13 protein-coding genes are annotated in these 13,259 nt (G+C 64.5%); 11 read left to right on the top strand and 2 right to left on the bottom strand.

Features of this window, described 5'->3' with window-relative positions; genetic code table 11:
* From EOA33_RS05340 to EOA33_RS05315, 6 genes are all read left to right on the top strand, one after another.
* Positions 1-427: CpaD family pilus assembly lipoprotein (locus tag EOA33_RS05340; RefSeq protein WP_190234201.1), on the top strand; the 427-nt coding region annotated here is incomplete at its 5' end.
* A gap of 28 nt (positions 428-455) precedes the next feature.
* Positions 456-1,739, top strand: a complete 1,284-nt coding sequence (locus EOA33_RS05335) for a CpaE family protein (RefSeq protein WP_189375172.1) — start codon at positions 456-458, stop codon at positions 1,737-1,739.
* A 29-nt stretch (positions 1,740-1,768) separates the two neighbouring features.
* The gene (locus EOA33_RS05330; RefSeq protein WP_127405141.1) at positions 1,769-3,274 is read left to right on the top strand and encodes a CpaF family protein; all 1,506 of its coding nucleotides are present in this window, start codon (positions 1,769-1,771) and stop codon (positions 3,272-3,274) included.
* Positions 3,275-3,303: 29 nt separating this feature from the next.
* Positions 3,304-4,317: a type II secretion system F family protein gene (locus tag EOA33_RS05325; protein WP_126056631.1), complete on the top strand. Its 1,014-nt coding sequence runs from the start codon at positions 3,304-3,306 to the stop codon at positions 4,315-4,317.
* A 9-nt stretch (positions 4,318-4,326) separates the two neighbouring features.
* Positions 4,327-5,343 carry a type II secretion system F family protein gene (locus EOA33_RS05320; RefSeq protein WP_127405140.1) on the top strand — a complete coding sequence of 339 codons (1,017 nt, stop codon included), beginning with the start codon at positions 4,327-4,329 and terminating at the stop codon, positions 5,341-5,343.
* Between the two features lie 158 nt (positions 5,344-5,501).
* The gene (locus tag EOA33_RS05315) at positions 5,502-5,816 is read left to right on the top strand and encodes a putative quinol monooxygenase (protein WP_127405139.1); all 315 of its coding nucleotides are present in this window, start codon (positions 5,502-5,504) and stop codon (positions 5,814-5,816) included.
* A gap of 46 nt (positions 5,817-5,862) precedes the next feature.
* Here the strand turns inward: EOA33_RS05315 and EOA33_RS05310 are convergent, their stop codons facing one another.
* On the bottom strand, positions 5,863-6,687 hold the full coding sequence (locus EOA33_RS05310) for a tetratricopeptide repeat protein (protein WP_127405138.1): 825 nt from the start codon (positions 6,685-6,687) through the stop codon (positions 5,863-5,865).
* 225 nt (positions 6,688-6,912) lie between these two features.
* Between EOA33_RS05310 and EOA33_RS05305 the strand changes: the two genes are divergently transcribed.
* The 5 genes from EOA33_RS05305 to pdeM all read left to right on the top strand — a co-directional run bounded on the left by EOA33_RS05305 (position 6,913) and on the right by pdeM (position 12,929).
* On the top strand, positions 6,913-8,277 hold the full coding sequence (locus EOA33_RS05305) for a leucyl aminopeptidase family protein (protein ID WP_127405137.1): 1,365 nt from the start codon (positions 6,913-6,915) through the stop codon (positions 8,275-8,277).
* Positions 8,278-8,343: 66 nt separating this feature from the next.
* Positions 8,344-8,694, top strand: coding sequence for a MarR family winged helix-turn-helix transcriptional regulator (locus EOA33_RS05300; protein ID WP_126056626.1), 351 nt, complete (start codon positions 8,344-8,346; stop codon positions 8,692-8,694).
* A 28-nt stretch (positions 8,695-8,722) separates the two neighbouring features.
* Entirely contained in the window at positions 8,723-9,583 is an 861-nt protein-coding gene (locus tag EOA33_RS05295; RefSeq protein WP_127405136.1) for an NlpC/P60 family protein, read from the top strand.
* A 93-nt stretch (positions 9,584-9,676) separates the two neighbouring features.
* Positions 9,677-12,193, top strand: coding sequence for a ligase-associated DNA damage response DEXH box helicase (locus EOA33_RS05290; protein WP_127405135.1), 2,517 nt, complete (start codon positions 9,677-9,679; stop codon positions 12,191-12,193).
* Positions 12,194-12,212: 19 nt separating this feature from the next.
* Entirely contained in the window at positions 12,213-12,929 is a 717-nt protein-coding gene (gene pdeM / locus EOA33_RS05285; protein ID WP_126056623.1) for a ligase-associated DNA damage response endonuclease PdeM, read from the top strand.
* Positions 12,930-12,942: 13 nt separating this feature from the next.
* Here pdeM and EOA33_RS40270 read toward each other — a convergent pair.
* The coding region (locus EOA33_RS40270) for a zinc-binding dehydrogenase (RefSeq protein ID WP_245482244.1) at positions 12,943-13,259 on the bottom strand (317 nt) is incomplete at its 5' end.

Raw genomic sequence — 13,259 nt, 5'->3', positions numbered from 1 at the left:
CTTCAGGCGATACCGACTGGTAGGACGTCATGACGATCCGGCTCCGGCTGACGCCAGCCGCGACTTCGCCAGGCTTGCCATCGCAGCCGGCGTCAGCCGGAGCCGGATCGTCATGACGTCCTACCAGTCGGTATCGCCTGAAGCGTCCGCGCCGGTGCGCGTCGCCTACGTCTCGATCAAGGCCCAGACCGACAAATGCGGACGCTGGCCCGAAGACCTGCTTCAGACGTCGGAAAACAAGCACTATGCCGACTATGGCTGCTCGTATCAGAACAACCTCGCCGCTCAGATGGCCAATCCGGCCGATCTGCTAGGGCCGCGCAAGCAATCCGACATCGATGCCGAAAACCGCAGCAAGGTGATCGACATCTATCGCAGCAGAGGCATTTCGGACGAGTTCCTCGGCAACTCGGAAGTGACCTACTAGCGGCGCAAGTCAGGGAGAGAGCATGACGATGAGCAATCTTGCCTATGACGCGCCACTGGATGGTGGCGATACCTCGCAACAGGACATCGCCGCGATGCAGGCCTTGCGGCCGGTCCCGCGCATCTCGATCCAGGCTTTTTGCGAAACCGAGGGCGTCGCCAGTCCGGTCCGCCTCGCCGGCGAGGACCGGCGCATGGCGAAGGCCCATCTGAAGGTTCATATGGGCGGCATCGCCACCGCGATCGAGTTCTACCAGTCGGCGCCGACGCCCAACCTGATCCTGCTCGAATCCCGCAGCGAGCCCAAGCAACTGCTGGAGCAGCTGGCGCAGCTTTCCGAATATTGTGATCCGTCCTCGAAGGTCGTGGTGATCGGCCACTACAACGACGTCGGCCTCTATCGCGAGCTCATCCGCTCCGGCATTTCCGAATACGTCATCGCACCGGTGTCGATGACCGACATCGTCAGCGTGGTTTCGTCGATCTTCGTCGATCCGGAGGCCGAGCCGATCGGCCGCTCGATCGCCTTCATCGGCGCCAAGGGCGGCGTCGGCTCCTCGACCATCGCCCACAATGTCGCCTGGGCGATGTCGTCGCTGTTCAAGTCCGAAGTGGTCGTGGCCGATCTCGATCTTGCCTTCGGAACGGCCAACATCAATTTCGACCAGGATCCGGCGCAAGGCATCGCAGAGGCGGTGTTTTCGCCCGAGCGCGTCGACGAGGTCTATCTCGACCGGTTGCTTGCGCAATGCGCAGAACACCTGTCGCTGCTTGCGGCCCCATCCACGCTCGAGCGGGTCTACGACTTCGATTCCGACGCCTTCTCGCAGCTTATCGACACGGCCCAGCGCAGCGCGCCGCTCCTGGTCCTAGATGTCCCGCATGTCTGGACGGGATGGGCCAAGAGCATCCTCATCAAGGCGGATGAGGTCGTCATCACCGCGACGCCGGAACTGGCCAATCTGCGCAACACCAAGAACATGGTGGACATGCTGAAAAGGCTGCGTCCGAACGATCCGCCGCCAAGGCTCGTCATCAATCAGGCGGGCGTGCCGAAGCGTCCCGAGATCGGGCCGTCGGATTTTGCCGAGCCGCTCGGCATCACGCCGATGGCGGTCATCCAGTTCGAACCGCTGCTCTTTGGCAACGCGGCCAACAACGGGCGCATGCTGGGCGAGATGGATGCCAAGAGCCCGATCGTAGGCATCATCGACGAGATCGCGCATGTGCTGACCGGACGCAGCGAAATCAAGACCAAGAAGAAGGCGGGTCTCGGCTCGCTTCTCGGCAAGCTCTCGCGCAACAAGAAATGACGCTCAGGCGGCGGAATTGGTAGTCGATCATGTTTGGTAAGAGAGGCTCTGACGACGGCAACCGGTTCAAGCCGGAATTCCGCCAGCCGGCACCGGGGCCGGCGGCGCCTGGATCCGCGGACGCCGCGGTTCTTGCGCGGCCCGCCGCGCCGCCGCAGGCCGGAGAGCCGGCCGCTCAGCCCGCCCGCCGCCCGGTCGAGCCGCCGCCGCCGCCGCTGGCGCCGGAGCCGAAGAAGGTCCAGCGCGAGCGCAGCGAGACCTACTACGACACCAAGAGCCAGGTCTTTTCCGCCCTCATCGACACGATCGACCTGTCGCAGCTCGCCAAGCTCGATCCCGAAAGCGCGCGCGAGGAAATCCGCGACATCGTCAACGACATCATCGCGATCAAGAATTTCGCGATGTCGATCGCCGAGCAGGAGCAATTGCTCGAGGATATCTGCAACGATGTGCTCGGCTACGGGCCGCTGGAGCCGCTGCTTGCCCGTGACGACATCGCCGACATCATGGTCAACGGCTCCAAGAACGTCTACATCGAAGTCAACGGCAAGGTCGAACAGACCGGCATACGCTTCCGCGACAATCAGCAGCTCCTCAATATCTGCCAGCGCATCGTCAGCCAGGTTGGCCGCCGGGTCGACGAATCGAGCCCGATCTGCGACGCCCGCCTTCCCGACGGTTCCCGCGTCAACGTCATCGCGCCGCCGCTCTCCATCGACGGCACCGCCCTCACCATCCGCAAGTTCAAGAAGGACAAGCTGACGCTCGACCAGCTGGTCAAGTTCGGCGCGATCTCGCCGCAGGGCGCCGAGGTCCTCAAGATCATCGGCCGAGTCCGCTGCAATGTCGTCATCTCGGGCGGCACCGGCTCAGGCAAGACGACCCTGCTCAACTGCCTGACCAACTACATCGACCGCGAGGAGCGCGTCATCACCTGCGAGGACTCCGCCGAACTGCAGCTGCAACAGCCGCATGTGGTTCGCCTCGAAACCCGTCCGCCCAATCTCGAGGGCGAGGGCGAGGTGACGATGCGCGACCTGGTCAAGAACTGCCTGCGCATGCGGCCCGAGCGGATCATCGTCGGCGAAGTGCGCGGACCGGAAGTGTTCGACCTGTTGCAGGCGATGAACACCGGCCACGACGGTTCGATGGGAACGATCCACTCCAACAGCCCACGCGAGTGCCTGAACCGTATCGAATCGATGATCGCGATGGGCGGTTATTCGCTGCCGCAGAAGACCGTGCGCGAGATCGTCGTCGGCTCGGTCGACGTGATCATCCAGGCGGCCCGCCTGCGCGACGGCTCGCGCCGCATCACCCACATCACCGAAGTGATCGGCATGGAAGGCGACGTCATCATCACGCAGGACCTCATCCTCTACAACATCAAGGGTGAGGACGCGGGCGGCCGGCTGATCGGCGAGCATGTGTCGACCGGTATCGGCCGTCCACATTTCTGGGATCGCGCCCGTTATTATGGCGAGGAGCAGCGCCTCGCGACCGCGCTCGAGGCTATGGAGAAAAACGCTGGCTGACGCATTTGGAGGCGTAGGGGCTCTGGTCGATGTTCGGAATTGACAGCACCGTACTTGCGTTTGTCGTGCTGGCTGGCTTCAGCGCCGGCGCGGTCGCCTATGCTTTCCTGTTCACCCGTATCAGCAACGAGAAGCAGGTCGGCAAGCGGCTTGAGACCATCAAGACGGCTGAAACCGACCGGTCGATCGTCAAGGCTTCGCGCGACCGCGCCGCCGAGGCGGTAAAGCGGCGAAAGTCCCTCCAGGATACGCTGAAGCAGCTCGACGAAAAGCAGAGATCCAACGATCGCATCGTCAAGAAGCCGCCGCTCAAGGTGCAGATCCGCCAGGCCGGCATGCAGGTCTCCATCGAGCGCTTCTATATCTACTCGGCGATCTGCGGCATCGCCCTCATGGTGCTCGCCTACGTGGCCGGCGCGCCCCTTCTGGTGCTGCCGGGCGCATTGCTGGCCGGCGCGTTCGGCTTGCCGCGCTGGTTCGTCTCGTTCCGCCGCAGCCGCCGGGTCAAGGCATTCCTCAACGAGTTTCCGAACGCACTCGACATCATCGTGCGCGCGGTCAAGTCAGGCCTGCCACTCAACGATGCCATCCGTCTGATCGCCAACGAGTCTCCGGAGCCGGTCAGGACCGAGTTTCGCCGCATCATCGATTCGCAGCAGATGGGCATGTCGATCCCCGACGCCACCATCCGCATGTCCGAAACCATGCCGTGCGCGGAGGCGGGCTTCTTCGGCATCGTCATCCAGATCCAGTCACAGGCGGGCGGCAACCTCTCCGAGGCGCTTGGCAACCTCTCGCGCGTGCTGCGCGACCGCAAGAAGATGAAGGCCAAGGTGCAGGCGCTGTCGATGGAGGCGAAGGCATCGGCCGTCATCATCGGCGCCCTGCCTTTCGTCGTCGCCTTCCTCGTCTACCTGTCGAGCCCGAACTACATCATGCCGCTGTTCACCACCAGCACGGGCAACCTGATCATCGGCTGTTCGCTGGTCTGGATGTCGATCGGCATCCTGGTGATGCGTAAGATGATGAACTTCGAAGTCTAGGGGGCGTCAGTGACAGACCAGGTCGTCAAATCCCTCACCGACCCCGGCTTTCTGATCGCCTTGCTGGTCGGCATCGCGGTGTTCGCGACGGTCTTCACGCTCTTGCCGGCGCTTGGCGGCAACCAGCTTAAGTCGCGCATGAAATCGGTGGCGCTGGAGCGCGAGGAACTGCGCGCCAAGCAGCGCGCACGGCTGGCCAACGAAGCCGATCGCCGCCGCAAGGGCCTGCGCGAAGAGCAGTCGATCGGCATGCGCAACATCGTCGATCGGCTGGACCTGAGGCGCGCGCTGGCCGATGAAGGCACGCTGCAGAAGCTCAAAGTGGCCGGGTTTCGCGGCCAGAATCCGCTGACGCGCTTCCTGTTCTTCCGCCTGGTCCTGCCCTTCGTCGGTTTCGCGCTCGCGGCCGTCTACCTGTTCGTGCTCGGCGGCCTGCCCCAGCAGCCACCCTTCATCAAGCTGTTTGTCTGCGTTGTGGTTGCCTATGGCGGCTTCTATGCGCCGATCCTTTACGTCAACAACCGCGCCACCAAGCGCAAGCAGTCGATCCAGATAGCGTGGCCGGACGCGCTGGATCTGATGCTGATCTGCGTTGAGTCGGGCATGTCCGTGGAAGCAGCGCTGCGCAAGGTCGCCGACGAGATCGGCGGTCAGTCGGTGGCGCTCGCGGAAGAGTTCGTGCTCACCAACGCCGAGCTCTCCTATCTGCAGGAGCGCAAGGTGGCCTACGAGAACCTTGCCAGCCGCACCGGCCTGGAATCGGTCAAGTCGGTGTCGCAGGCGCTGGTCCAGGCCGAGCGCTACGGCACGCCGGTCGCGCATGCGCTGCGCGTGCTGGCCTCGGAAAGCCGCGACATGCGCATGAACGCGGCGGAGAAGAAGGCAGCCGCCCTGCCGCCCAAGCTCACCGTGCCGATGATCCTGTTCTTCCTGCCGGTGCTGTTCGCCATCATCCTGGGGCCGGCCGGCATCCAGGTCAGCCAGCGCGGCATCTTCGGCGATCAGCACAATTCAAGCAGTCAGTAGGGCAGCGACACCCGGAAGCTGACGAAAAAGGCTGCGCTTGACGCCGGCAATGGCCGCTGGCGTTACTGACCAGCTTTGGTAGATCATTGTCGCGCTGATCGAGAAGAGGGAAGCCGAGAAGCCGGCTGCATGCAGGCCATACATGAAACGGATAGCCAATGATTGTGAGGATAGCGGAACTGGAGATCGACGCCGACTGCCTCGACGCCTACGCCGCTCTCATCTCTGAAGAGACGGAAGCCTCTGTGAGGCTAGAGTCTGGGGTGCTTTTTCTATTCGCGGTGTCGGTCAGAGAAAGCCCGCATATCGTCCGCGTCATTGAAGGTTATGCCGATCAGGCGGCTTATGAAGCGCACCTGACCACGCCACATTTTCTCAAATACAAGGCCGAGACCGCCGGTATGGTGAAGTCCCTCCGTCTGATCGAAACCGATCCGATCTCGCTGAAAGCTAAAACTCAAATTTCAAACTGATCCATTGCCGATGACCTTGAGGAATCGGCTGACGCTGGCGATGCCGTCAGTTGGTCGCGGGCGTGTCTTTTGCCTTGTCCTGGTCCTTCAGCTGGTTCCAGGCGTTCTGCTGGGCGAGCATCTGGCGCAAATAGGCGACATTGGCTTGCGCCTGTTCGGGCGAGAGCTCCTGCGAGGCGATCTTCTCGGCCTCGTCGAAGCGGCCCTGTAGGCCGACGACCAGCGCCAGATTCTGGCGCACGCGACTGTCGGCGTTCGGCTGCTGGGCCGCCGAGCGCATATAGGTCTCGGCGGTGCGCAGGTCGCCTTCCAGCACATAAGACATGCCGAGATTGGACAGGATCGAGGGTTCGTTCGGCTTGAGGTCGAGCGCCTTGCGGTAGTCCTGGCGCGCCTCGTCCCGCTGGCCGAGCTGGTCGAGGATCGCGGCTTCGGCCGACACCAGCCGCCAGTCCGGATATTCAGGCGTCTGCGCGCGGCGCACAGCATCCAGCGCCGGCTCGAACTGCCCGTTGGCGGCGAGCGCCTTGCCGTAGGCGGCGAGCACGTCGCGGTCCTTGGGCAGTGCGATCGCCAGCTTGCGCATCACGGCAAGCGACTGGTCTGCGTCGCCATCCATCTGCAGCGCCGCCGCGTAATTGGTGGCGATCCGCTTGTCGTTGGGGTTCCTGGCATAGGATTCGCCGAGCCTGGCCGTCGCGCTGTGCAGCTCGGAGGCAGACATGGTCTCCAGCGGCCTGCTGTCGGACCGTCCGATGGAGCCGGTCGTGAGCTTGCTGGTACCGCAGCCGGCGACACTTGCCGCGAGTGCAGCCATGAAGACCGTGGTGATCAGCCGCTTGCCCGTGTTCATCAAACCATTGATCAGCATCGGCCTGCGGCCTCCATATGTGTGCGGCCTTGTGTGGCCGTCTTCCCTCCCGAAGAAATATTCTGTTAACCCTAACGGACAGTTAAGAACGCCGAGTCGGACGGCATTAGAGCGGTTCAGCGTTTCATGGAATCGCCGAACCGCTCTAACTATTTGCTTCTTCGCAATTCCGGACGGAAAACCGCTACACACTTTTCCTGGAATTGCTCTAGCGGAGACCATCGAATGCCAGTCGAACTCGTCGAGACGAAATCAGCGACCGCCCTGCCGGTCCACCTGGTCGCGGGCGGCGGCCTTGATGCCGCGGGTCTGGCACCTGCCGTGATTGCCTGGGCCCGGGCCAACGGCTTTTCCGGCGAGGCCGGCAGGACGCTGCCCTTGCCGGGCGAGGACGGCGCGCTTGCCGGCGTCCTGTTCGGCCTTGGCGATGGCGATGGCGCGCTCACCGTTGGTGCCCTGGCGAGAGCCCTGCCGGAAGGTGACTGGCACTTCGCCGTCGAGCCGGCCTGGCCGGACCTTGCGGCGATCGGGCTTGTGCTTGGCGGCTATGCCTTCACCCGCTATGGCAAGAAGCCCGGCAGGCAGCTCCGCTTCGCCCTGCCGGCGGGCGCCGATGCCGCGCATGTCCGCCGCATCGCCGATGGCGTTTTCCTGACCCGCGACCTCGTCAACACGCCAACCAGCGACATGGGACCGGACGAGCTGGAAAAAGCGGCGCGGGTCTTGGCCGCCACGCACCAGGCCCAGGTGTCGGCAATCAACGGCGACGATCTCCTCAAGCAGAACTTCCCGATGATCCACGCGGTCGGCCGCGCCTCCACAAGCGCGCCGCGGCTGATCGACATGCTCTGGGGCCCACCGGAGGCGCCGAAGGTGACGCTGGTCGGCAAGGGCGTCTGCTTCGACACCGGCGGCCTCGACATCAAGCCGTCATCAGGCATGCTGCTGATGAAGAAGGACATGGGCGGCGCCGCCAACGTGCTGGGCCTTGCCTCCATGATTATGGCCGCCAGGCGAAACGTGCGGCTGCGCGTCTTGATCCCGGCGGTCGAGAACTCGATTGCCGGCAACGCCTTCCGGCCGGGCGATGTGCTGACGAGCCGCAAGGGCATCACCGTCGAGATCGGCAACACCGACGCCGAGGGGCGGCTGGTGCTGGCGGATGCGCTGGCGCTGGCCGATGACGAACAGCCCGAGCTGCTCGTCGACATGGCGACGCTGACCGGCGCTGCCCGTGTCGCGCTCGGTCCGGATCTGCCGCCCTTCTACACCGGCGATGAGGTGCTGGCGTCCGAGCTGTCGGCGGCATCGATGGCGGTCGAGGATCCGCTGTGGCGCATGCCCTTGTGGCGGCCCTACGATGCAAAGCTGTCGTCGAAGATCGCCGACATCAACAACGTCACCAACGATGGCTTCGCCGGCTCGGTCACCGCGGCGCTTTTCCTCAAACGCTTCGTCGAGAAGACGCCGCGCTGGGCGCATTTCGACATCTTCGCCTGGAATCCGTCGGATCGCGCGCATGGCATTGCCGGCGGCGAGGCGCAGGGCATTCGCGCGCTGGAGCGGATTATCTCCAGGCGTTTCGGGTGATGCCTTTGGGGCCAAATACGCCGGTACTGAAACGGAACCGAAACAATTTGCCGGCATGCTGGGGCGATGTCGATCTCGATGCGCCCCAGCCAGGCTCTCAGACTGTGGCAGCAGGTGATGCTGTCGCAGGTGCGCGACGGCGCGCCCGATCTCACCATGCGCCAGACGGCGATCCTGTTCACCATCTATCTCGACCCGCCGCCGCATACGGTGCGTGGGCTCGCGGCCCGGCTCAACGTCACCAAGCCGGTCATCACGCGAGCGCTCGACACGATGGGCGCGCTGAAGCTGGTGTCGCGCCACCGCGATGAGCTCGACAAGCGCAACGTCCTGATCAGGCGTACCGTCGAGGGCGCGCTCTTTGTCGAGCGCTTCGGCGATGGTATCATCGCCAGAGCCCATGAACTGCCCATCTGACCGATCGTCCATCTGACCGAGTGCCGATTTGACCGCCAGGGATGCCCGCCTCCACGCCTTCCGTTCCGATCTCGCCGATGCCAGGCTGAAAGGCGAGGTTTCAGCCGAGCGTTTCGTCGCCGGGCTACCGGCGCGGATTTCCGTTCCGGTGGCGGATCTGCGCAAGTCACCGCGCTGGGATGCCGGCGTCAACACGCAGGCCGTGTTCGGCGACGATGTCCTGGTCTTCGAGGAGAGGGAAGGCTGGGCCTGGATCCAGGCCGAGCGCGACGGTTATGTCGGCTATGTCGCCGACACCGTGCTTGGGGCGAGGGATCACGCGCCGACCCATGTCGTCTCGGTGCCGCGCACCTTCCTCTATCCTGGCCCTGACCTGCGCATCCCGGTAAGCGGCCAATTGTCGATGGGCTCGGCGGTGACCGTGACGGGCCCGGCCGAAACGCGCGGCACGCCCTATGCCCTTTTGTCGTCCGGCCAGGCGCTTATCGCGGCCCATCTGCGATCCATAGGCGAAGTTGCGACCGACTATGTTTCGGTTGCGGAGGGTTTTCTCGGCACGCCCTATCTGTGGGGCGGCGTCTCCGGCTTCGGCATCGACTGCTCCGGCCTCGTGCAATTGGCGATGCGCATGACGGGCAAGGACGTGCTGCGCGACTCCGACATGCAGGCGGCATCGATCGGCGAGCCGCTCGATCCGGGACCTGACTTCGCGGGCTTGCGGCGCGGCGACCTCGTCTTCTGGAAGGGCCATGTCGCGATCATGACCGACCCCGACACCATGATCCACGCCAACGGCCACACAATGCTGGTCTCGCGCGAAGGGCTGAAGGAGGCCGTCGAGCGCATCGGCTATCTCTATGGCGGCCCGACGGGGTTTCGGCGGCCCTGACCCTTCCTCTCCCGTAAACGGGGCGAGGAACATTGATCCCCTTTTGTTCCGATTTTTCTTGGCGATCGCGCGCCGTCGCGCTACCTCTGGCGCGTGACAGAGCAGCCGCGCCTTGCCGAACGGAATGCCGCCGTGGTGCTGCCCGAGCCATTCGTCAGATGGTTCGGGCGGAAGGGCTGGTCACCGCGCGCCCATCAGCTTGAACTTTTGGCGCGGGCGCAAGCCGGCCAGTCGGTGCTGCTGATCGCGCCGACCGGCGCCGGCAAGACGCTCGCCGGCTTCATGCCTTCGCTGATCGAACTTGCCAACCGTCCCAGGCGGAAGCCCGGCGAGGCGCATCGCGGCATCCACACGCTCTACATTTCGCCGCTCAAGGCGCTGGCCGTCGACATCGAGCGCAATCTCGGCAAGCCAGTGGAAGAGATCGGGCTTCCCGTCACCATCGAGACGCGCACCGGCGACACGCCTTCGCACAAGCGCCAAAGGCAGAAGCTGGCGCCGCCTGACATCCTGCTGACGACGCCCGAGCAGCTTGCCCTGTTGATCGCCTCGAACGATGCAAGACGCTTCTTCGAGGATTTGCGCTACATCGTGCTCGACGAACTGCATTCGCTGGTCACCTCGAAGCGCGGTCATCTGCTGGCGCTCGGCCTGGCGCGGCTGCGCGCTTTCGTTCCCAATCTGCAGACGATCGGGCTTTCCGCGACCGTCGCCGAGCCCGACGAGTTGCGCCGCTGGCTGGTCGCGCAGAACCCACCCGGCAAGATGGCCGGACTGATCACCGTGGCAGGCGGCGCCAAGCCCGACATCTCCATTCTCGATTCGCAGGAGCGCGTGCCGTGGTCCGGTCATTCGGCCCGCTACGCCATCCCGGAAATCTACGAGGCGATAAAAAGACACCGCACGGCGATTTTGTTCGTCAACACCCGCAGCCAGGCCGAACTGCTGTTCCAGGAGCTGTGGCGGGCAAACGAGGATTCGCTGCCGATCGCGCTGCATCACGGCTCGCTCGATGTCGGCCAGCGCCGGCGTGTCGAGAAGGCGATGGGAGAGAATGCACTACGCGCCATCGTCGCCACCTCGACGCTCGATCTCGGTATCGACTGGGGCGATGTCGATCTGGTCGTGCATGTCGGCGCGCCCAAGGGGGCAAGCCGGCTGGCGCAGCGCATCGGCCGCGCCAACCACCGCATGGATGAGCCGTCCAAGGCGATCCTGATTCCGGCCAACCGTTTCGAGGTGCTGGAATGCCGCGCCGCCCTCGACGCCAACTATCTTGGCGCGCAGGACACGCCGCCGCTGATCAAGGGCGCGCTCGATGTGCTGTCGCAGCATGTGCTGGGCGTGGCCTGCGGCGGACCCTTCGATGCCGGGCATCTATTCGTGGAGGTGAGAAGCGCCGCCCCCTATGCCGCGCTGGAGCGCGAGACCTTCGACCGCGTCATCGATTTCGTCGCTACCGGCGGCTACGCGCTGAAGAATTATGAGCGCTATGCCCGCATCCGCCGGACCAAGGAGGGTCTGTGGCGCGTCTCGCATCCGAGTGTCGCGCAGCAATACCGGCTGAATGTCGGCACCATCGTCGAGATGCCGGAGCTCAATGTCCGCTATGTCCGGCAGGGGCGCGGCATGGCCGGACGCGGCGGGCCGGTGCTTGGCAAGGTCGAGGAGTATTTCGCCGAGACGCTGCGCCCCGGTGACAATTTCCTGTTTGCCGGCAAGGTGCTGCGTTTCGAAGGCATCCGCGAGAACGAATGCGTCGTCTCCAACGGCGCCGGAGCCAACATCATCGTGCCCTCCTATGCCGGCGGCAAATTCCCGCTGTCGACCTACCTGGCCGAGCAGGTGCGCGGCATGCTGGCCGACAGCGATCGCTGGCAGGCCCTGCCGGAGCAGGTCGCCGACTGGCTTCGCCTGCAGAAGGAAAAGTCGGTGCTGCCGAAGCGCGGCGACCTGCTGGTCGAGACCTTTCCGCGCGGCAACCGCCACTACATGGTCGCCTATCCGTTCGGGGGCCGGCTGGCGCACCAGACGCTGGGCATGCTTTTGACACGGCGGCTGGAGCGCGCGCATGCGAGACCGCTCGGCTTCGTCGCCACCGACTATTCGCTTGCCGTCTGGGCGCTGGACGACATGGCGGCTTTGTTCAGGGCGAAGAAGCCGTCACTCGGCCAACTGTTCGACGAGGACATGCTGGGCGACGACCTCGAAGCCTGGTTGAACGACAGCTGGATGCTGAAGCGCACCTTCCGCACCTGCGCGGTTATCGCCGGGCTGATCGAGAAGCGCTTTCCCGGACAGGAAAAGAGCGGCCGGCAGGTGACGGTCTCGGCCGATCTGATCTACGATGTGCTTCGCAGCCACGAGCCGGACCATATCTTGCTGCAGGCGACGCGCACCGATGCCTCCGCCGGCCTGCTCGATGTCAGCAGGCTCGCCGAGATGCTCTCGCGTGTGCGAGGTCGAATCGTGCATAAGCATCTCGACCAGATTTCGCCGCTAGCGATCCCGGTGATGCTGGAGATCGGCAAGGAACCGGTCAATGGCGGTGCCAACGAGACGCTGCTGATGGAAGTCGCCGATCTGGTCGAGGAGGCCATGGGCCGATAAGGACTGGGGACGGAGAGGGATGAATTTTTCGCTGACGCGCGCAACGCTGATCGCCGAGGCCGACCTGATCGGCATCGCCGGCGAGCGCGCCGTCTGCGACCCGCGCGGCGTGCTTTACTTCCCTGACCTGCGGCTGCTCGCGGTATCGGACCTGCATCTGGAAAAAGGCTCTTCCTTCGCCAGGCGAGGCTCGCTGATCCCGCCTTACGATACAGGTGCGACACTGCTCAGGCTGCAGGCGGCGATCGCCGACTACCAGCCGGCGATCGTCATCAGCCTGGGCGACTCTTTCCATGACGGCGGCGGCGCCGAGCGCATGCACGCGAGTTTCCGAGATCGGCTGGAAAGCCTGATGGCGGGCCGTGACTGGTTCTGGATCGCCGGCAACCACGATCCCGACGCGCCGGCCGACCTGCCCGGCGAGACCGTGCGCGAGCTAGCCATCGGCTCGCTGCTCTTCCGGCACGAGCCGTCGAAGGTGCGCGTGGAAGGCGAGATATCAGGCCATCTCCACCCTTGCGCCCGCATCGTCCAGCGCGGCCGCTCGGTGCGGCGGCGCTGCTTCGCCGCCGATGGCGGCCGCATGATCATGCCGGCCTTCGGCGCCTACACCGGCTCGCTCAACGTGCTCGACCGCGCCTATGCAGGCCTGTTCCGTCGCGAGACGCTGATGGCCTACATGCTCGGCGCCGAACGCATCTTCGCCATTTCCCACGCCATGCTGCGTCCAGGCTGAACTGGGAATTGCTCTAAGGAAGCATTACGGTTGCGCCGATCGTCTGCCGCGCTTCTAGCCGGCGATGCGCTTCGGCCACTTTGGCGAGCGGGATCCGGGCGTGCAAGGGTATTTTCACGGCACCGCTCAGCACGACGCTGAAGAGTTCTTCGCTCATGGCGACGACGTCCTCGCGCCTGGCGAGATGATGGAACAACAACGGCCAGGTGGCGAACAGCGAGCCTTTCTGCATCAGCAGCATGATGTCGAACGGCGGGATCGATCCTGACGCCGTGCCGAAGCTGACGAAGGTGCCAAAGGGCCGCAGGCAACCGAGCGAGGCGGGGAAAG

The organism is Mesorhizobium sp. M4A.F.Ca.ET.050.02.1.1, assembly GCF_003997725.1.
Lineage (GTDB): Bacteria > Pseudomonadota > Alphaproteobacteria > Rhizobiales > Rhizobiaceae > Mesorhizobium.
This window is presented reverse-complemented; position numbering and strand designations above follow the sequence as displayed.